This window comes from Sporosarcina ureae (genome assembly GCF_002082015.1).
GTDB lineage: Bacteria > Bacillota > Bacilli > Bacillales_A > Planococcaceae > Sporosarcina > Sporosarcina ureae_A.
In genome coordinates, this window is the sequence record NZ_CP015109.1 from 2509046 (window position 1) to 2530025 (window position 20980).

Annotated in this window: 21 protein-coding genes; 17 read left to right on the forward strand and 4 right to left on the reverse strand. The window is 47.4% G+C overall.

Translation table 11 applies throughout. The features are described from left to right. Positions 1–10 precede the first annotated feature (10 nt). From SporoP17a_RS12375 to SporoP17a_RS12440, 14 genes are all read left to right on the forward strand, one after another. Complete coding sequence (locus SporoP17a_RS12375) at positions 11–415, forward strand: F0F1 ATP synthase subunit epsilon (protein WP_083034959.1); 405 nt, start codon at positions 11–13, stop codon at positions 413–415. 77 nt (positions 416–492) lie between these two features. Next, on the forward strand, positions 493–726 hold the full coding sequence (locus SporoP17a_RS12380) for a DUF1146 family protein (RefSeq protein WP_029053440.1): 234 nt from the start codon (positions 493–495) through the stop codon (positions 724–726). Between the two features lie 577 nt (positions 727–1303). After that, positions 1304–2599 carry a UDP-N-acetylglucosamine 1-carboxyvinyltransferase gene (gene murA / locus SporoP17a_RS12385; RefSeq protein WP_083034960.1) on the forward strand — a complete coding sequence of 432 codons (1296 nt, stop codon included), beginning with the start codon at positions 1304–1306 and terminating at the stop codon, positions 2597–2599. Between the two features lie 206 nt (positions 2600–2805). Then, positions 2806–3633 carry a stage II sporulation protein D gene (gene spoIID / locus SporoP17a_RS12390; protein WP_237262322.1) on the forward strand — a complete coding sequence of 276 codons (828 nt, stop codon included), beginning with the start codon at positions 2806–2808 and terminating at the stop codon, positions 3631–3633. A 30-nt stretch (positions 3634–3663) separates the two neighbouring features. Next, complete coding sequence (locus SporoP17a_RS12395; protein ID WP_167693427.1) at positions 3664–4320, forward strand: M23 family metallopeptidase; 657 nt, start codon at positions 3664–3666, stop codon at positions 4318–4320. Positions 4321–4429: 109 nt separating this feature from the next. Continuing rightward, positions 4430–4702 carry a sporulation transcriptional regulator SpoIIID gene (locus tag SporoP17a_RS12400; protein ID WP_083034962.1) on the forward strand — a complete coding sequence of 91 codons (273 nt, stop codon included), beginning with the start codon at positions 4430–4432 and terminating at the stop codon, positions 4700–4702. Positions 4703–5761: 1059 nt separating this feature from the next. Then, a complete protein-coding gene (gene glpK, locus SporoP17a_RS12405; RefSeq protein WP_083034963.1) occupies positions 5762–7255 on the forward strand; it encodes a glycerol kinase GlpK in 1494 nt (497 codons plus the stop codon). Between the two features lie 142 nt (positions 7256–7397). Further along, positions 7398–8399, forward strand: coding sequence for a rod shape-determining protein (locus SporoP17a_RS12410; protein WP_083034964.1), 1002 nt, complete (start codon positions 7398–7400; stop codon positions 8397–8399). 78 nt (positions 8400–8477) lie between these two features. Continuing rightward, positions 8478–9302, forward strand: coding sequence for a flagellar hook-basal body protein (locus SporoP17a_RS12415; RefSeq protein ID WP_083034965.1), 825 nt, complete (start codon positions 8478–8480; stop codon positions 9300–9302). A 40-nt stretch (positions 9303–9342) separates the two neighbouring features. Then, a complete protein-coding gene (locus SporoP17a_RS12420) occupies positions 9343–10176 on the forward strand; it encodes a flagellar hook-basal body protein (RefSeq protein WP_083034966.1) in 834 nt (277 codons plus the stop codon). Between the two features lie 23 nt (positions 10177–10199). Beyond that, positions 10200–10796 carry a DNA-directed RNA polymerase subunit beta gene (locus SporoP17a_RS17040; protein WP_237262323.1) on the forward strand — a complete coding sequence of 199 codons (597 nt, stop codon included), beginning with the start codon at positions 10200–10202 and terminating at the stop codon, positions 10794–10796. Positions 10797–10849: 53 nt separating this feature from the next. After that, positions 10850–11287, forward strand: coding sequence for a 3-hydroxyacyl-ACP dehydratase FabZ (fabZ, locus tag SporoP17a_RS12430; RefSeq protein WP_083034967.1), 438 nt, complete (start codon positions 10850–10852; stop codon positions 11285–11287). 82 nt (positions 11288–11369) lie between these two features. Next, positions 11370–11765 (forward strand): hypothetical protein, encoded by a 396-nt coding sequence (locus SporoP17a_RS12435; protein ID WP_237262324.1) that lies wholly within the window; start codon positions 11370–11372, stop codon positions 11763–11765. 90 nt (positions 11766–11855) lie between these two features. Further along, positions 11856–12257: a hypothetical protein gene (locus SporoP17a_RS12440; RefSeq protein ID WP_083034969.1), complete on the forward strand. Its 402-nt coding sequence runs from the start codon at positions 11856–11858 to the stop codon at positions 12255–12257. Between the two features lie 1658 nt (positions 12258–13915). On the opposite strand, the gene SporoP17a_RS12455 is transcribed toward SporoP17a_RS12440, so the two are convergent. Further along, positions 13916–14368, reverse strand: a complete 453-nt coding sequence (locus tag SporoP17a_RS12455) for a YwpF family protein (protein ID WP_083036088.1) — start codon at positions 14366–14368, stop codon at positions 13916–13918. A 244-nt stretch (positions 14369–14612) separates the two neighbouring features. Here SporoP17a_RS12455 and SporoP17a_RS12460 point away from each other — a divergent pair, with 244 nt between their 5' ends. Further along, positions 14613–15026, forward strand: coding sequence for a single-stranded DNA-binding protein (locus SporoP17a_RS12460; protein ID WP_083034972.1), 414 nt, complete (start codon positions 14613–14615; stop codon positions 15024–15026). Between the two features lie 334 nt (positions 15027–15360). Next, positions 15361–15516, forward strand: coding sequence for a hypothetical protein (locus SporoP17a_RS16800; protein WP_156890569.1), 156 nt, complete (start codon positions 15361–15363; stop codon positions 15514–15516). Positions 15517–15567: 51 nt separating this feature from the next. On the opposite strand, the gene SporoP17a_RS12465 is transcribed toward SporoP17a_RS16800, so the two are convergent. From SporoP17a_RS12465 to SporoP17a_RS12475, 3 genes are all read right to left on the reverse strand, one after another. After that, positions 15568–18309 (reverse strand): DEAD/DEAH box helicase, encoded by a 2742-nt coding sequence (locus SporoP17a_RS12465; RefSeq protein ID WP_083034973.1) that lies wholly within the window; start codon positions 18307–18309, stop codon positions 15568–15570. Next, on the reverse strand, positions 18306–19880 hold the full coding sequence (locus SporoP17a_RS12470; protein WP_083034974.1) for a hypothetical protein: 1575 nt from the start codon (positions 19878–19880) through the stop codon (positions 18306–18308). The genes SporoP17a_RS12465 and SporoP17a_RS12470 overlap by 4 nt, the downstream gene beginning before the upstream one ends. A gap of 90 nt (positions 19881–19970) precedes the next feature. Further along, positions 19971–20396, reverse strand: coding sequence for a helix-turn-helix transcriptional regulator (locus SporoP17a_RS12475; RefSeq protein ID WP_156890570.1), 426 nt, complete (start codon positions 20394–20396; stop codon positions 19971–19973). Positions 20397–20550: 154 nt separating this feature from the next. Between SporoP17a_RS12475 and SporoP17a_RS12480 the strand changes: the two genes are divergently transcribed. Then, entirely contained in the window at positions 20551–20895 is a 345-nt protein-coding gene (locus SporoP17a_RS12480) for a hypothetical protein (protein WP_083034976.1), read from the forward strand. Positions 20896–20980 lie beyond the last annotated feature (85 nt).

A 20980-nucleotide genomic window follows, 5' to 3' on the forward strand; every position in this document is an offset into this window, starting at 1 on the left:
AGGGAAAAAAATGAGTAAAATCAAAGTGAATATCGTCACTCCCGACGGCCCTGTTGTTGAAATGGATGCGAACATGGTGATTGCAGTTACCGAAGCAGGTGAGATCGGGGTTCTACCCGGTCACATCGCGATGGTCGCGCCGCTTCAAATTGGTGCACTTCGCCTAAAGACAGATGGCAAAACAGAAACAGTCGCAGTCCACGGAGGCTTCATCGAGGTCCGTCCTGAAGTTGTCACTGTATTGGCACAGAGTGCGGAACTGGCTGAGTCTATTGATATCGCACGCGCAAAGAAAGCTGCTGAAAAAGCTGAACAAGATCTTCAGAAAAAGACTGATGACCTTTCTCAAAACTTAGCAGAGCTTGATTTAAAACGTGCTATTAACCGCATACAAGTGTATGAACAACGTATTTAATCTATAGTTGAAATGGGTGGACAGACAACCTCTGTCTGCCCATTTTCTCTATACAAAGGAAAAAAGGAGTGGTAACTATGGATAGTATGTTAGGAAGTAATCCACTACTCGCGATCGTATCGCACATCTTCTTCATCGGCATCAGCTTTTATGCACTACAAGCAATCCTGCCAGAGAACATCATACGAAAAAACCGCGTATTCCAAACACAACTTTTGTTTATTTTGTTAAGTATTGCTATCGGATCTACCGTATCAAAATTCTTTTTAGACATATCCTACTGGTCAGGAAGATGGGCAACCTGGTTTTGATTTCCTTCAGCTGAAGCTCTACTAGTACGACCAGCGGAAATCAGAACTCTGGCTGAAAGAAATTAAAACGGGATGACCATGACATGGTGTGGTTTTGTCATTTGAACTTTTAAAAGTTCAAATGAATTCACTTATAGTCAACAACTTATAGGTAGGGTTTCAACAGCGAATGTATAGGACAAGTGTCCCATGGTTGAAGTGGAAATTCTACATACGTTACATTGTAGACTTTCCATGAAGCCACTTTGTAATATACATGTAATAAAAATATCTCACATTGCGTGTAAAATGTAGGATTAGCGGGTAATTACGATTATGTGGCTATAAATGAACGGTCAAATGCAATCACTTTGTGTCAGATCATCACATATACTACATCATGCAAGAAATAACACAAAACTGCGCCGGAAGGTACTTGTTTAGGATAGTTTTACAAGGTACAATAGTATATGTTTTATATGTGAAATTTGAATTTAACAATTGAACTGCAACACCAATGAAAATGTTTATAGACGATTAAACGATTATTGATAATAGGCTGTGGGTGAAGGATAAATTGGACTCGGAGGGGCTACTGGTGGAAAAAATTATTATTAACGGCGGACGGACTTTACAAGGGAACGTACGTGTAGAAGGTGCGAAGAACGCGGTATTACCGATCTTGGCTGCTGCTTTATTAGCATCTGAAGGAGTGAATGTCATTCGTGATGTTCCCAATCTCTCAGATGTACGGACGATTAATGAAGTGCTTAAAAGTTTAAACGCAAAAATCACGCATGATCCAGAAAAAGGGGAAGTCATCGTAGATTCACGTGGAAGACTAGCTGATGAAGCACAATTTGAATTTGTACGTAAAATGCGCGCATCCATTTTAGTAATGGGACCGTTACTGGCGCGTAACGGATTCGCACGTATTGCATTGCCAGGCGGCTGTGCAATCGGTTCAAGACCCATTGACCAACATTTGAAAGGCTTCGAAGCAATGGGAGCAGAAATTTCATTTGGACATGGTCATGTTGAAGCAAAAGTAGACGGACGATTAAAAGGCGCGAAGATCTACTTGGATTTCCCAAGCGTAGGTGCAACAGAAAATATTATGACGGCTGCTGCTCTCGCGGAAGGTACAACGATCATCGAGAACGCTGCCAAAGAACCTGAAATTGTCGACTTGTCGAATTTCATCAATGAAATGGGCGGTAAAGTCGTAGGTGCAGGTACGGATACTATTCGTATCGAAGGTGTACAGACAATGTATGCATCGGTTCATCACATTATTCCGGATCGTATCGAAGCAGGAACATTCATGGTAGCTGCAGCAATTACAGGTGGAGACGTTACCATCGACAATGCAGTACCTGAACATTCTACAGCTTTAATTTCCAAATTAACGGAAATGGGCGTAGACATTACTCCGTTGGATGAAGGGATTCGCGTTACAGCGAAGCATCCACTAAAGGCAGTTGACTTGAAGACGATGCCGCATCCAGGTTTCCCGACAGATATGCAATCACAAATGATGGCATTGATGTTAACAGCTACCGGTATCGGTGTGTTAACGGAAACCGTATTTGAAAATCGTTTTATGCACGTTGAAGAATTCCGCCGTATGAACGCGGATGTGAAGATCGAAGGGCGTTCTGTTATTGTTTCAGGGCCTTCAAAACTCCAAGGTGCGGAAGTCGCAGCCACAGACTTGCGTGCCGCTGCATCACTCATCCTAGCCGGACTCGTAGCAGAAGGCGTTACACGTGTGACTGAATTGATTCACTTAGATCGCGGTTATGTGAACTTTGATAAAAAGCTCAAAGCCCTAGGCGCAGACATAACACGTGTTTCAACTGAACAAGAAGTTTCAGAATCTCAACTAGTATAATGAACGACGCCATGGACAGTCCGCTGTTCATGGTTTTTTCATGGATTCCAATGAATACGAAATCTCCGCTTAACATATAGTCTAGTATGTACAAAAAACTACTCCTTTTATTCATCATTCTCACATTATTTTTTATTCCTATTCTTGTAAGACAAGCGCCAGAATTTAAACTGGTAGACCAACGAGAGGAGAAGTATTGCGATGCCATGATCACGGTCATAGGTGTGGACGAGCCGATTCCGCTAGAAGAGTATGTCGTCGGAGTGGTAGCAGGTGAGATGCCGGCTGATTTTCATCCCGAAGCATTGAAAGCGCAAGTGATTGCTGCCCGCACATATGCCGCAAGAAACACAGACAAAGGGGCCAAGCCGATCGCTAAAGATGTCTCTGCTCAAGTGTATCGCACAGAATCTGAACGTAAAGAGCGTTGGGGCAAGGCGTTCAACGACAATGAAAAGAAAGTGCGCAAAGCGGCGGAAGAGACGAAAGGTCAAATCATTGTGTACGGGGAAGAAATCATATCCGCCATGTTTTTCTCTACATCCAATGGAAAAACTGAAGCTGCACAAAACTTTAGCGGCAATCCAGTCGAGTATTTACAGAGCGTGGAAAGTCCAGGCGAAGAAGATGTAGCCCCTACCGTAGAGCGCAAGCAAGAGCTAACATTGACTGAATGGAATCGTAAACTCGGTTTCAACTGGGATGCCAATCAATTTCGTGAACTGAAGCTCGTTCGCAATCAAACCGGACGTGTCCAGAAAATCATCTCTGGACAATATGAAACAAGTGGGCGACAAATTCGTGAAAAGCTTCATTTGGCCTCTACCGATTTCAATATTGCGTATGATGTTAACAATCAAATCGTCCATATTACGACCGTTGGTTATGGCCATGGAGTCGGGATGAGTCAATACGGTGCGGAGGCTTTTGCGCAAAAAGGATGGACCGCAGATCAAATTGTGTCTCACTATTATACAGGCACAAAAATCCAGCAAATAAATTTACCTGAAGATCGATGTTTAAAATCCTCTTAACTTGCAAAGAATGCAAGTGAGGTGATGAACATGCGAGAAGAAAAACCAAAGGCCCCTTCTCAGGAGAACAAGAAAACGAAGAACGGCTGGTTCTGGCCTGCCATTTATACGAGCGTAGCGCTTTTATTCATCGGCATGGTATGGGGATACACCGCATTGACGACGGAAGAATCAGCACCGTCTGAAGTGGCAAAAGTAGAGCAGCCAAAAGAAAACGCCACGGTAGAAACAAACGCAGCAAAGGAAACACTGAAGTATCCATTCGATGAAGCAAAAGTAGATCAAGTCGCCATCTTACAAGAATTTTATGATGCAGAAGCAGACGAAGCAGTGCGTGAGAAAGCACTACTCGTATTCAACCAGACGTACGTCACCAGCAAAGGACTTTCTCTATCGATGGATGGAGAACCATTCGAAGCTGTAGCGGCAATGAGTGGAACAGTCGAAGAAGTCATCGTGGATTCATTCAAAGGCACAGAAATTAGATTGAAACACGCGGACGGAAAGTCAACAGTCTACGGTTCATTGACAGGCGTACTTGTGAAAGAAGGCGACACAGTCGAACAAGGACAAGTGCTTGCCGAGACGACGCAGAATGAATGGAATCCTGAAGCAGGCGTCCACTTGCAATTCGAAATCCAGCAAGATGGAGTAGCCGTAAATCCACACGATTTCCTAGCATTTTAATACGAAGCACCCAAGCCATTCCAGCCCCCGGAATGGCTTTTTTCATATGTTGACACCTGTTCGCATACACTACATTAGTCAAAGGAGTGAATAGAGAAAGGAAGAGGGCGTGCACGAGCAAATTAGAAAACGCTGCGTACGACTGGGCAAGCTACTGATCGAGACCAACTTGACAGTGCGCGCGCTAGCCAATGCGACCGGCTACTCCAAAAGCACGGTCCACAAAGACTTGACCGAACGACTACCAAATGTAGATCCATGCTTGTCACGGGAAGTCGCAGAAATTCTGGCCTACCACAAATCCATCCGCCACCTACGCGGAGGAGAAGCCACCCGCCAAAAATGGAAAAATGAAACCGAAGCTCAAAAAGCAGATGCCTAACCCCACTGAAAATGAAGCAATAAAGTACTGTACCCATACAAGCAGCCTGAACATGTGAAAAGCTATCCAGAGGAATGTATCTGGATAGCTTTTGTGTGATTGTGTGATGGGGGATCGTTGGATTGGGTTGGGTTGAGTTAGGTTGGGGTTGGGCGGAGCTGGGCTGGGGCCGGACCCGGGCCGCTCAATGCTGAGTGCTATCCGCTCAATGTCATTCCGCAAGCGCTCAATGCGTTGGCTTATCCGCTCAATGTCCTGCGCTATCCGCTCTATACAACTTCGCGAGCGCTCAATGTGTCGGCTCAAGCGCTCAATCGTCCGCGCTATCATGCTCAAAGTCTGTCCGTAAGTGCTCAATGTGTTGGCTTACCCGCTCAATGTCCTGTGCTATCCGCTCTATACAACCCCGCAAACGCTCTATGTATTGTCTGAAGTGATCAATCGCCCGGGTCATCCGCTCAATCCTCGTGCGCGAGTGCTCAATGTTTCGCTTTAAGCGCTCAATCGTTCGCGCTATCATGCTCTAAGCCTGTCCGCGCGTGCTTAGTGTATTGTCTAAAAGACTGTATTGCTCGCGCCATCTCGCTCTATGTCTGTCCGTAAGCGCTCAATGTGTTGGCTTGCTCGCTCAATGTCCTGCGCTATCCGCTCTATACAACTTCGCGAGTGCTCTATGTATTGTCTGAAGCGCTCAATCGCCCGGGTCATCCGCTCAATCCTCGTGCGCCAGTGCTCAATGTTTCGCTTTAAGCGCTCAATCGTTCGCGCTATCATACTCTAAGTCTATCCGCGAGTGCTTAGTGTGTTGTCCAAAACACTGTATTGCCCGCGCCATCTTGCTCAATGCCCGTCCGTCAGCGCTCAATGTGCTGGCTTACCCGCTCTATACAACTTCGCTAGCGCTCTATGTATCGTCTCAATCGCTCAATCGCCGGGGCTATCCGCTCAATCCTCGTGCGCAAGCGCTCAATGTGCAAGCTTAACCGCTCTAACCCACCACCCTCACCCCCAAAAACATGTATAATAGACACCAATCAACGCCAACAGGAGGAATGAATCATGACGAAAAAGTATATCCTAGCGCTCGATCAAGGTACGACGAGCTCACGTGCGATCCTATTTGATAAAAAAGGTGACATCTTCCATACCGCGCAACAGGAATTTACGCAGTATTTTCCGAAGCCTGGCTGGGTGGAGCATAATGCGGATGAAATTTGGAGCTCGGTTCTGTCTGTCATCGCGGCTGTCATTTCTGAAAAAAATATTGCCGCCACGCAAATTGAGGGGATTGGCATCACCAATCAACGTGAAACGACGGTCGTGTGGGATAAGCATACTGGCAACCCAGTTTACCATGCGATCGTTTGGCAATCCCGCCAGACAGCTGACGTGTGTGAAGAATTAAAAGCGGCAGGGCACGATGATGTATTCCGCACTAAAACGGGCTTGCTAATTGATTCGTATTTCTCAGGAACGAAAGTGAAATGGATTTTGGACAATGTAGAAGGCGCGCGTGAAAAAGCTGACAACGGAGACTTGCTATTTGGCACAATCGATACGTGGATTATTTGGAAATTGTCAGGCGGTGCAGCACATGTTACCGACTACTCGAATGCCTCGCGCACGCTCATGTACAATATTCACGACTTGGAGTGGGATGAAGAGTTACTCAACATATTAAATGTTCCTAAAACAATGTTGCCGACTGTCTGCCAATCTTCCGAAATTTACACACACACGGATACTAGACACTTCTTCGGTCACAATGCACCAATCGCGGGGATCGCTGGTGATCAGCAGGCGGCTTTATTTGGCCAGGCGTGCTTTGAAAGCGGGATGGTGAAAAACACGTACGGCACAGGTTGTTTCATGCTGATGAATACAGGGGAGAAAGCGGTGACGTCTGATAACGGGTTATTGACGACCATCGCGTGGGGAATTGATGGGAAAGTGGAATACGCACTTGAAGGCAGTATTTTCGTCGCGGGTTCTGCGATTCAATGGCTGCGTGACGGACTGCGTATGTTCCGTAGCGCGTCTGAAAGTGAAAGTTATGCGAAGCGCGTCCAATCGACGGATGGTGTCTACGTCGTACCGGCATTCGTCGGGCTCGGCACACCGTACTGGGACAGCGACGTCAAAGGCGCGGTATTCGGCTTGACTCGCGGTACAACAAAAGAACATTTCGTGCGCGCTACTATCGAATCACTCGCTTACCAAACGAAAGACGTTCTCGACGCAATGGAAGCGGACTCGGGGATTTCATTGAAAACGTTACGGGTTGATGGGGGCGTGGTGGACAATGACTTCCTGATGCAATTTCAGGCAGATTTGCTTAACGTGCCAGTCGAGCGTTCGACGATCAATGAAACGACGGCTCTCGGTGCGGCGTATCTTGCAGGTCTGGCGGTAGGATTTTGGAAGGACCGCAATGAAATCGCAGACTACTGGCGTCTCGATCGACCTTTTGAGCCGAATATGGAAGAGGCGGTACGCGAAGATCTCTACAAAGGGTGGCAAAAAGCTATTCACGCAACGATTGCCTTTAAATAATTCATTAGCCGCCGCTAACTTGCTGGCGGCTTTTAGTTTTGCCGACCACTATCGAAAAATGCCAAATAAAGTAGAAATATGATATAATGAACAGCTAAGAGTGTAATCAGACAGAACGTATGAGGAAGGAGTCGTGGTCACGATGTTTTCAAAAGATATTGGAATAGACCTAGGTACCGCCAATGTATTGATATATGTGAAAGACAACGGTCTCGTCATCAATGAGCCGGCTGTCATGGCGATCGATAAGCGTACGGACGAGCCTGTGGCGTTTGGTGAAGAGGCGTATCACATGATGGGTCGTTCACCAGAACATATCCAGATCGTACGTCCAATGAAAGCTGGGAACATTGCGGAGTTTGAGATGACCCGCGTGTTGATCAGACACTTCCTCGAAAAAGCGCTAGGAAAAAGCCTGCGTCTCAAACCCCATATTACGGTATGCTGTAAAGCGGATACGACGCGAGTGGAAAAAAACGTGATCCGACAAGTGCTGATGGGGGCGGGAGCCAAACAAGTCGTTATAGAAGAAGAATCAAAAGTAGCGGCACTTGGTGCAGGTATTGATATATCCAAGCCTTCAGGCAATATGATAGTCGATCTCGGTGCGGGCACGACAGATGCATCCGTGCTGTCGATGGGGGAAATCGTATCGTTTACGAAAACGAATATTGGCGGCCTTCATTTCGATCAATGTATCATCCAACATATACGAAAAAAACATAATGTTTATATAGGTGAAAAAACGGCAGAACAAGTGAAAAAAGGCATTGGTGTCGTGTTGATGAGTGGAGAAAAACCGAACACGATGAATGTGCATGGTAGCGACCTGGCAACAGGCATTCCGAAAACGATTGAAGTCACAGCGGAAGAGATTCGTCAGGCATTGCAACTACCGATTAGTAAAATCATAGAGACAACTAGAGACGCGCTGGAAGACACACCGCCTGAGCTCGCTGCGGATATCGCACAGCGGGGCATCATTTTAATCGGCGGTGGCGCATGGCTACCGGGAATAGATACCTTATTATCCGAACACCTCAACGTTCCGGTTTTCATTGCGGAAAATCCACTTACTTGTATGGCGGAAGGCGCTGGACTGCTACTAGACTCGGATGGTAAAACTTCAACACGCATAATTTGACCTGCCATGCAAGCTGCAAGTAGTGTATACTAAAAACATCGATTTATCTGACATGACGATGCAAAGGAGTGAAATGAAATGTTTCGTGGTTTTTACACAGTAGGATCAGGCATGATCGCACAGCAACGCCGTACGGAAATGCTGTCAAACAATATCGCGAACGCCAACACGCCAGGCTATAAGGCGGAGCAGTCGACGATTCGTGCATTTCCTGACATGTTGATGTCCCGCTTGGATTCAACGCGCGTACCGACGGAAAAAGGCTTGAACTTTAGAAATCTTTCCGAAGTCGGTGAACTTTCGACGGGCGTTTATATGCAAGAAACCTTGCCGTTATTCGCACAAGGACAGTTGCGTGAAACGGAACAGAAGACCGACATCGCGTTATTTGATGGACCGATGGAAGTCAATGAAGAGACAGGCGTTGCAGGAACCGTGTTTTTCACGCTAGAAGGTGAGAATGGCGGTCAATACTATACACGAAACGGTAATTTCGCTGTCAACGCAGAAGGATACTTGACCAATCCATCCGGCTTATATGTCCTAGACGATGCAGGCAATCGGATCGAACTGACAAGTGATGATATTCGCGTGACGGATTCAGGAGCGATCTTCGCCGGGGAAACAGAAGTCGCGACGCTAGGTATTGCCTACTCTGACGCACCGGATACAATGTCCAAGCAAGACAACGGACTCTTCACGACGATCGACGGCAATGCGTTACCTACAGGCGGCACCTACTCGATGCAACAAGGCTATCTCGAAGATTCCAACGTCGATGCCGCGCGCTCGATGACGGATATGCTGACAGCCTATCGTGCATTTGAAGCCAATCAAAAAATCCTACAAGCTTATGATCGCAGTATGGAAAAAGCGGTCAATGAAGTAGGTCGGGTCAATTAATGACTACATATAGAAGCATGCGAAAAGGAAGTGACCTTTGATGATCCGCACGATGACTACAGCGACCAACACGATGAACCAGTTGCAGCAACGTCTCGACTTGATCGGCAACAACTTATCGAACGTCGGTACGCATGGATATAAATCCTCGGCAGCTACATTCCAAGAACTTTTATTCCAGCAAATGAATAATGACAAAGCCGACCAAGCCGAGCGCAGTTCAGATTTTGGCATCCGTATGGGGACAGGCGCACATCTCGGTAGCTTGCAAATGAACTGGAAAGTGGGCTCTGTTCAAATAACGGACCGCCAGCTAGACTTTGCGCTAACAGAACCGAAACAACATTTTAATTTGATCCAGCCAACGGACGGTGGAGAAGAAATCATTTATTCACGTAAAGGGAATTTCTACTTATCCCCAACTGCAAACGGGGACAATGCGCTAGTCAATGAAGAAGGACTCGCAGTGGCGGATAGCGCAGGTCGTCCAATCGTCTTTTCCGGACAGGCAACCGACTATCAAATTCGTCCGAACGGTGTATTGCAAGTGACGACACCGCAAGGCACACAGGAATTTAATCTCGGTGTCACCGTCTTAGAAAAACCTGATTCCATGGTTCAACTTTCCGCAACCAACTTTGGTTTGCCGACAGACCTAGCAGCGCTCGGACTGACAGCAAATGACGTATTGACTGAAATGACAGGCGCTGGACGAAGTCAGATTGGCTTGCAAAATCAAGCGCTCGAAACTTCCAACGTAGAGTATGAAAAAGAAATGGCGGATTTGATTTCGACGCAACGTGCCTATCAATTCAATGCGCGTTCCGTAACCATGGCGGACCAGATGATGGGCTTAATTAATGGCATTCGCTAACGCGTGCAATAGGAGTATTTACTATGACAGATAAAAATAAAAACTTCAAAAAAATAACAGAACCACTATCACCCGTGCAACCATTCGAACCATTGAAGACTCCCGAACCGGCAGAAATGGAAGAACCGATCGAACTGACAGAGACAGATCCTGTCGTACCCGCTGAAATGGACGAAGTGGCAGTTGCGGTCGCAGAGCCACTCACAGCAGACGAAGAAGTTCAAGAAGACATTGAGTCGACAACGGAGATAGAAGCGCCTGAAACTGCTCCTGATGCTCCAGAAGAGGCAATAGAAGAAACACCACTAGTCGAAACAGAACCTGTCAAAAAATTGCCTGCGCCAGAAGAGTCCAACACGACATTCTGGTCAAAGATCAAATCAAAATGGCCACGCAGAGAGCGCGCTGAAAAAATCGCAAAACCCGTTAGTGAAATGCGCTGGGTCCAAGTCCGCATGATCCCGATCTGGTTGCGACTGCTGATTGTACTCGTATTGCTTGTCCTAGCAGCTATAGCAGGTACCATGGTTGGATTCAGTGTAATTGGTGACGGATCAGTAGGCGATGTCTTTAAAAAAGAGACATGGACGCATATTTTTGATATCATGAACGGTAAATAAGTACAGAAACATCTGATTACTTCAGAACCTCTGGAATAAAGGAGACATATTTCATGCTGAATGCTCAACAAATACAAGAAATTATCCCGCATCGCTATCCATTTTTGCTCGTCGATCGCATCGAAGAACTCGAAGAAGGTAAGCGTGCAGTCGGGTTAAAAAACGTTTCAATCAATGAAGACTTCTTCAACGGTCACTTCCCAGGCTATCCGGTCATGCCAGGCGTCCTCATCGTAGAAGCACTGGCCCAAGTCGGCGCTGTCGCTCTACTCAAAAAAGAAGAAAACAAAGGCCGTCTAGCATTTTTCGCAGGCATCGACAACTGCCGCTTCAAACGTCAAGTCACACCAGGCGACACCCTTCGTCTCGAAGTGGAAATTGTGCGCTTGCGTGGTTCAATCGGTAAAGGAAAAGCCATCGCAACCGTTGAAGGCGAAGTGGCATGCGAAGCAGATATTACGTTCGCACTCGGCCCCGTCCAAGAGCAATAACATCACGAAGCAGTACTAGAAAGTTGATATAATAATCATTGGAATGCCAAGCAAGGCATACAGTGGGAGGGTACATTACAGCATGTTAAAGAAGCTTTCTCCAAATATAAAGAGCAGCATCACTCGTTCGATTTCTCAATCATTTGAACAATATATGAGTGAAATCGGCTGGTCAGCGGAAGAATACAATATCGAACAATTTTATGCGAACTGGCGGGAATACATCACGACCAAAGCGCTTTGGTACGACAAGATACCAGACGACGTCAAAGTAGATCCCGAGTTCCACAAAGAATTGGCAGAGCGCGTGGAGGAAGTATTAATCCGCATACTCAATGATCCACCGACCGAAGAACAGATCGCACAAATTGAAATTTTACAACAAAATCTCGACACGCATTATGATTATGGCTGTAAAGCGGAAGCTGTATACGTTCAAAACATATTAGAAACTACATCAGCCTATCCGAATAATTAAAACGAATAGTTCTCTCCTTTTCGCACAAGCTACCGTTGAACATACCAATACGTATGGTTCACAGCTCGTAAAAAAGGAGGGAATTTTTTTATGATCAGAAAAGCTCTACCCGTAGTTTTCGCATCCGCACTCGTTCTGACCGCATGTAACACGAACGACGGCGCACTGCCGAACAACAACGAAACACCTATGCAAGACGTAGAACGTGACAATACGCCAAACGACAATCAGCGTATGGGTCCAAACCTCGACGGTCTTGACGACAACGATGACCGCGGCATCATGAACAACGACGGCGATGGGATCATGAACGGTGACGGTGAAGGCATCATGGAGGAAACGCGTGAAGGAATCGAAAAAACACGCGAAGAACTCCTTGATGACAACAACGAAAACCGTGGCGCACGCGACGACAACAACATGAACGGCAACATGAACGGTAGCGACTCTGCTCCTGACGGCGTTATACGCAATGACGATCGTAAAGAGTGATGATTCCCGCCATTATAAAAACGGCCCTGCATATTACATGCTAGGGTCGTTTTTGTGTGGGTTTTTTTGGGTGTGTATGCTCTATGTGGTGTGGTATCCGATCAAACTTCATTCGCGAGCGCTCTATGTGTCCTCCCGAGCGCTCTATCGCACGCGCTATTCGCTCAATGTCCTTTCGTATGCGCTCTATGTATCTTTGGAATCGCTCAATGCTAGTGTGTGAGCGCTCAAAGTGGCATCATATCCGCTCAAACTCCGCGAGCCGCTCAATCCATCCTCCCGAGCGCTCTATCGCACGCGCTATCCGCTCAATGTCCTTGCGCATACGCTCTATGTATCTTTGGAATCGCTCAATGCTGGTGTGTGAGCGCTCTATGAGGCATCGTATCCGCTCAAACTCCGCGAGCCGCTCAATCCATCCGCTCGAGCGCTCTATCGCACGCGCTATTCGCTCATTGTACTTTCGTATGCGCTCTATCAATCCTTGAACCCGCTCAATGCTAGCGTGTGAGCGCTCAAAGTGGCATCGTATCCGCTCAAACTCCGCGGGCCGCTCAATCCATCCGTCCGAGCGCTCTATCGCACGCGCCATCCGCTCAATGTCCTTGCGCATGCGCTCTATCAATCCTTGAACCCGCTCAATGCTAGCGTGTGAGCGCTCTAAGTGGCATCGTAACCGCTCAAACTCCGCGAGCCGCTCAATCCATCCTCCCGAGTGCTCTATTGCACGCGCTATTCGCTCAATGTCCTTCCATATGCGCTCTATGTATCCTTGGATCCGCTCAATGCTAGCGTGTGAGCGCTCTAAGTGGCATCGTATACGCTCAAACTCCGCGAGCCGCTCAATCCATCCGCCCGAGCGCTCTATCGCACGCGCCATCCGCTCAATGTCCTTGCGCATACGCTCTATGTATCCTTGGAATCGCTCAATGCTAGTGTGTGAGCGCTCAAAGTGGCATCATATCCGCTCAAACTCCGCGAGCCGCTCAATCCATCCTCCCGAGCGCTCTATCGCACGCGCCATCCGCTCAATGTCCTTCCGTATGCGCTCTATATGTCCTTGGAACTGCTCAATGCTAGTGTGTGAACGCTCTAAGTGCTATCGTATCCGCTCAAACTCCGCGAGCCGCTCAATCCATCCTCCCGAGCGCTCTATTGCACGCGCTATTCGCTCAATGTCCTTGCGCATGCGCTCTATGTATCCTTGAATCCGCTCAATGCTGGTGTGTGAGTGCTCAATGTGGCATCGTAACCGCTCAAACTCCGCGAGCCGCTCAATCCATCCTCCCGAGCGCTCTATCGCACGCGCTATCCGCTCAATGTACCTCCGTATGCGCTCAATGTGTCCTTGGATCCGCTCAATGCTGGTGTGTGAGCGCTCAATGTGGCATCGTATCCGCTCAAACTCCGCGAGCCGCTCAATCCATCCTCCCGAGCGCTCTATCGCACGCGCTATCCGCTCAATGTCTTTCCGTATACGCTCTATCAATCCTTGAATCCGCTCAATGCCAGCATACAAGCGCTCTATACAGTATTGTATCCGCTCAAACATCCCCAAGCGCTCAATCACCCCCGCCATCCGCTCAATCCCACCGCCCATCCATCCCAGAAACCCAAAAAACCAAAAAAAAGCCACCCAAAAAAGGGCAGCCCATCCATCACAACTTCGTCTTCTCATCAAGCTCCGTGTCACGCTTCAACTTCGGCCGATCCCACATAGCCGTTTGGAATTGCTCGAGCAGCGCATCGCCTTCCAAACCTTCATCCATCAACTCTTCCAGCAAATGCTCGGGATACTTCGATCGGACACGCTTCAACCGTCCTTTCATCAAAACGGAAATCCGGTCCCCGATCTGCCGCCAATTTTCCACCGCCACATCAAATGAAGCGGGCTCGTTGCCAGGATACGAAATGACGACGCGCACGGTCAGTAATGTCTCTTCGACTTTCCACTTTTCCATAATGTCCTTATGCTTGGCATCAATGAATAGCTCCAGCACCCACAAACGATGACTGTTCTCCTGGTTGATAATAATGCCGTCAAATAGCGGGAATGCAAGCACACCGCTCTCCTGAATTACTTCCACCGAAATCATTTTAAACGTCTTCAATTCCATCACCTCGGTACAATTTTCCCAAGTATAGCATAAAAATCTCAAAATACTCGAGAATTCAAAAATGCCGTGTAGCTCACCACGCAGAAACCGCATATTACCGCGAATGTCCAAAAACTCCTTCGAATGAAAATTTAAAAAACATACCGAAAATCATAGCAAAATTCAATTTTGCCACTTTGCCAACGAGAACCCATGTAGATTACTATAAGGGCAGCACAAAGAAAGGAGGAACCAACTCGTGAACCAATTGGCTTTAGTAGGGAACATCACCAAAGACCTCGTATTAAAAGAACACGCATCAGGACGTGTCAACACCACGTTCGTCCTCGCTATCAATCGCAGCTTCAAAAACGCAAACGGGGAAGTAGCAACCGACTTCGTGCTGTGCTCCGTCTGGGGACGATCCGCCGAAAACCTAGTCCGTCACTGTGGCAAAGGATCGCTCGTAGGCGTCAGTGGAAGCATTCAGACCCGGAACTACGAACGCGAAGATCGATCGAAAGTGTATGTCACGGAAGTCGTGTGCAATGAAATCCGCTTCTTGTCGAAATCAATTAAATCTCAACACGCAGAAATGAAAACACATTCGTCTACTGAGCCCAAACGTTTTGAAGAAGCGAAATCAACCGAAACCGCATTACCTATTTTCTAACCAGTTCCATAACGAAAGGGGAGATGACCAAGGCAGATCCGCCGTCGCACATCCGTTACTGATCAATTCCTGAAAAGAGATGGATGACACACAATTGAAGAGAAATGAAAAAAGAGAACATTACACGACACTACAAGCATATTCGCCAACTAGCATGACTCGGCAGAAGCAAGAGCGAGTGGGGACTCGATCCTCTGTGATGCCGGGAGTACATTCAGCATAGGAACTGAATCAATTTTACGCCAACTCATCCGTCGCCCGTCTCTCGCGGAGACCACTTCCACTAGGCGGGCTGACGGAATACATACCCGCTCATAGAAAGGATGAAGCCCACATGCACAGCCCACCTACAGTCGCGCAGAAACAAGATATTCAACGCCTCGAAGACCAGATTGGCCAGCTGATCCGCATTATTGCCAACCTGAACGAGCGCATCAATTACCTCGAAACCGTCAAAACAAACCCTTTCCTCATCCCCGATATAAAATGAATACAAAAAGACCTGCATCCACTTTCGATACAGATCCTAATGGTCAATAAGTTAATTAAATGTCAGCAAATCCTCGAGCTCTCGATCATTGAGCTCCGTCAACCACTGACTCGAATGAATCAAATCAGCTGACAACGCTGCTTTCTCGACGAGCATCTCGTCAATCTTTTCCTCGATCGTCCCGACAGTCACAAATTTATGCACATGCACAAATTTGGTCTGCCCGATACGGTACGCCCGATCCGTTGCCTGGTTCTCCACAGCCGGATTCCACCAACGGTCTGCGTGCAATACGTGATTCGCCTGCGTCAGATTTAAGCCGGTGCCCCCAGCTTTCAACGACAGGATGAAAATCGGGAATTCCCCGTTTTGGAACGCCTCGACCAATGCATCACGTTGTCCTTTTGGCATACTACCTGTCAAGAATGGTACGTCAATTCCGTGCAACTCCGACAAGCACTGACGGATCATTTGCCCCATGCCGATATACTGCGTGAAGATCAAGCATTGCTCACCGTTCGCCGCAATCTCCGCTGCCATCGAAACGATTCGCGCCATTTTATTGGAACGCTTCGTCAACTCGGCAGCAGGGGCTGGCGGTTCTTTTAAGAATAAAGCTGGATGGTTACATAATTGCTTCAACCGACTGAGCATCTTCAAGATCAAGCCTTTGCGCTCAAACCCTGTCAGCGTCTCGAGTTTGAATTTCGTCTCCGAAACAAAACTCTCATACAACGCAGCTTGCTCAGGCGTCAGCGGTACATATTCATTTTGCTCGAGCTTCTCAGGCAAGTTCAGACGTAACTCCGGATCATTCTTCGTCCGGCGCATCATGAACGGCTGAATGCGCGCACGCAATTTCCGTTTCTCCGCCTCGAGATCATCACGCTCAATCGGCACGATGAACTCCTCGCTAAATGTACGGAAACTACCAAGATACCCTTTATGAATGAAATCAAAAATAGCCCATAACTCCGATAAACGGTTCTCGATCGGCGTACCCGTCAACGCGATATGATGCTCACCGCGCAACTTGCGGATCGCTCGTGACTGCTTCGTCTGTAAGTTTTTAATATTTTGCGCTTCATCAATCGTTACATTCGCAAACTCATACATCGACAGCATCTCACCGTCTTGCGTGGCAGTCCCATACGTCGTCAAAATAATGTCCGCCTGGCGCTTGCTCATCATATCGGCAAACTGTTCTTCACGCGCACGATTCGTCCCGTAATGTACATGTACTGTCAATGAAGGCGCGAAACGCTCGAGCTCCTTCTGCCAGTTCCCCATGACACTTGTCGGGCAAATGATCAGTGAAGGGGAGTCCGTTTCCGGTAAATTATGCACATACAGCAAATACGTGATGAGCTGTACGGTTTTACCGAGCCCCATATCATCCGCGAGCACCGCACCAAATTTATTGTCGCGCATGAAATGAAGCCACTCGAAACCTTCTTGCTGATAAGGACGCAACTCAGCGTGCAACGTCTTCGGTACAGAAACAGGTGGCAACCCTTTCTTGTCATGCAGCATATTCATCACTTGACGCAACGACTGCTGCATCGAAAACGCTACTAACGGATCGTCTTCTTCCTCTTCATCATAGACAGGCGCAATCTCTTCCGGGACTTCATTGAACAGCAAATCTTTCACTGTCCATTCCCCGTCGTCGACTTGCTCCATCAACTCACGAATGCGTTTAAGCCATGCCGGATCCAAATGGAACCACTCATCGCCCGCGCGGATATACTCGCGGTTTTCATCGACCATCTTCTGGAATTGCTCCCTGTCGATCTTTTCCCCAGCGAGCGAAAACTGCCAATCAAACGACAACACTTGATCGAGACTCGCTGCAGAACGATACGACTGCATACCTGCAGACGTCCGAATCTTCAACTTCGTCTCGGTCACGCTCTTTAACCAAGCCGGCAAGATCACCGGATAATCAAATGCCTGACATAGTGGCAGATCTTCCTGAATGAAAACCCGCACTTGCGCATCGTTTAACGGCACATGCATAAACTGGCGCGGTTCATACCATTCAACAGAGCGGAAAATCCCGACCATCTCGGCTTGACGCTCTTCGATATCCTCCGCATAGGGCTTCCGTTTTGCCGGCAATGCATTTTCGATCGAACCCGCTAGTTTACCGGCCGCAGGGGACCATTGCGCACCGCGATCGCTAATCAAGATCGTCTCAAGCAACCAATCCGTCTCATTGACATCTGGTTCCGTCAAACGAAGGGCTACGCGGAACGGTAACTTCGTCGTTTCGGTATGTGGCCAGCCATACTGCTGGAAGTGAGGCAACAAAGCAGGGAAGTCTGCCATCGAGATACCAAGCGTCGCCAACTGCCCACGCATCGCAAGCGAAATATACCGTCCAGCCTGCTCGGATAAGTCGGTTTTGTCGAGGTCGAACGACAGTCCAGACTCATTCGCTTCAACATATGAAAACAACGCAGGATCTTTCCATAACGTCGCGGCTTCACGAATGTCAGTCAGCACTTGTTGATCGTCAGACGTCGCACCGGAGTATTGCACGTACGGGTGACTTCCAGCCGAGAACAAGCGCAGCAACATATCGATCGATACATCGAGCCAATTATCCCGCTGCTCCACCAACATGCCGTACATCGTAGGTTCATCCGAATAAAATAAATACGACACCAACATGTCCGCGTCGATCTTGCGCGTTTCACCTGCAACATTGGCGGACACGAAGAAGAGGCCGTCTTGTCCTTCTTGTAACGTTAACTCTAATGAAAGTTGTAAGATGTTCGAATCGGTCATAGCAGTAGATTTCCTTTCTCCATCTCTTCCAACAGTGCACGCAGACGTGGAAATTGCTGGCGGACTGTATGGACGTAACGGTTCCAAAATTCATTGCGGCCATCGCGCTTGGCAGCCGTCTTCATTTGCTTCCACAAACGCACTGCACGGCGATAGCTATCTCGATTTTTCTCTTTGACTAATTTCAACGCTTCGGCATGCATGAGAGGGAACACCGCTTGCGAATCTTCTGCGAGCGCTGTTTTCATCGCGGAGTTGTCAATCATATCGACGGACCCGCGCGTTAAATGCATCAGCGCAGCCCATTCAGCGTAACGGTTACGTTCGAATAAAAATTTGCCATACGCACGACTTGCTTCTGGTCCATATGATTGGAACAGTTGATCGCGCTGCTCTTCTGACACATCCGACAGCGACAGCAACTCGTCGATATCTTCAGCAAACGCTGAACGGTTACGCGTTGCAAGCTGCTGATAATGCTCAGCTAAATGAGGGAGCAATTGCTGCATAATCGACTGCACAATATCAAAATCCTCATCTTCCTTCGCGTAAAGCGCAAACGCCAACCACTGGGGAACAGCAGTCGCATCTAGCGTATTCAACTCCTCATCAAGCTCGTCAAAACGTCCCGACGTCAAATAGAGAAACGCACGGAACAATGGTGCATCTTCTGCCGTTTCCTTTTGCAGGCGTTTGATCTCCTCTGTCAATTCAGCCTCATCGGAATACAGCTCAGTATAGACAAGACGGAACGCTTCAAAACGCTTCGAGAATAAACCTTCTTCGTCTATTGCGAATGAATGAATCAAGTCTTTCAACTTCACATGAAATGCATCCGTCTCAAATAGACGCGATTTCGAACTCAGTTGTTTAATACCCGCTTTAATTTCGGACATTTGCTCATTGAGCCAAATCGTCAGTTGCCATTTGCCGTATTGATAGGAATCATTCGCTGACAGCTCGCTATGCAGGAAAGGCCATGCCGCCCGCAATAACGTCAGCTGATAGTACAGCGAAAAGAGCGGCTTCCATTCCCATTCAAAAGGAGAAAGCCGCGTCTTCTGATGTTCAATTTTTGAAGCATAATGCAAGAAACCGGTCGGTCCGTCACTCGGGCTCAACTCGGTAAGCGGCTTCACTAATACGGATAACGCATTCAACCAAGCTTCTGGCGTTCGCTCATTGATCGACAATTGCGTCTGCACCGTTCCAGACTTGCGCCACGTATTGAGCCAATCTGATAGTGAATGAAATTGCGAGTACAGATGAAAGACGACCGCGATCTGATGCGCGCACCAGTCTCCGTCGGCACATGTGCAGTAGGGTTCCATCGTCATGAAGGACAGACGGGCGAATTCCGACTCGGTACCTGAAATATTGGCCATTAAGGATTGCTCGGTTTCCGTGTAGCGATACGCACCAATTGCGTTCATACGTACAAGTGAAGCGGCCTTGCGTATAATTTCCGCCTGTGCAGAGTCAGACGGCTGAAATGTATGTTTAATATGATTCATGAATTCTTCAATTTCTGATTCGTGCAAATTTGCGATTCGTTCAATAGTGATGGCCACCGAATCCACTCCTTACTTAAGCATTCCTCCTATTATACCGTTTTTATCGGTCCTTTACCACAACTTGAGAAACATAAAAACCATTCAATTTCATTTACTTGTTTGATTATCGAATAGCTGCATAAGGTTCAACATGCCTGACAGCAACAACTGGCGGTTTTCGTGGTCCAATGAACTGGCCCGTAAAATAAATTCTTTTAGCAGTGGTTCGTTTTCAATGAGCGATCCGTATTGCGCTAAAAAGCCTTTTTCGTATGTGGCGGTACTGTCGAGCGTTTGATTCGAAAAAGGGCGTACCGTCTTTAACGGTTTGTCCAGAATCATCGCAAGTAATACATCATCCGGTATGTTATAGATTTTCTGAATAAGCGGTACTAAATAAATGGGGAAAGCCCGTTCACTCGATTCATATCTGGACATCGTCGCCCCGTCGACTCCAAGGTCCTCTGCCATCTGTTTTTGTGAAATATGTAAATACTCATCGCGGTATTCTCGTAATTGTGTTCCGAAACTCATTTTCATCACCCGTTTTTCTCGCCATCGTATAAGAAAAGAATCCGGTATTTCGTTAAATTGTCATTTAGACAATAGGAATTGACGAATTGACAATTACGAGGTTTTTCGACAATACTATGAGAAGATTGTGATAAAAAATAGAAAGTAGGCGAAAGTGATAGAAAAAGTGCAATTGATCTTACACTTACCTCAATTGCGGCACCGACTACAAAGACCGGAATCCGTAAAGACAAGCGAGCTAGGTTTCTTCGAATCTTTCGAACAATACTCCGAAAAATGCGTTCATGATCCGAATGGCAAAGTTTCCTATTTGTATAACGTCACGCGCGAAGAGATGTTGTTTGAGCAAGTCGTCATCTCGTACGCTACCCATCAAATGACTTTTACTTACGAGAAAACAACTGTCGATGCGAGCGAGCAATTACTGGAACAATTGAAAGAAGGAAACATCGAGTATCAGCCAGTGTCCAAAACCTTTTTCGTCGGGTATGATGAATAACCCGAAAGACGGCGTGATTCGCCACTATGACCGATTTTTGAAAATTCTCTTGGTATATTAGATGGTTTCCGACTCATATCATGCA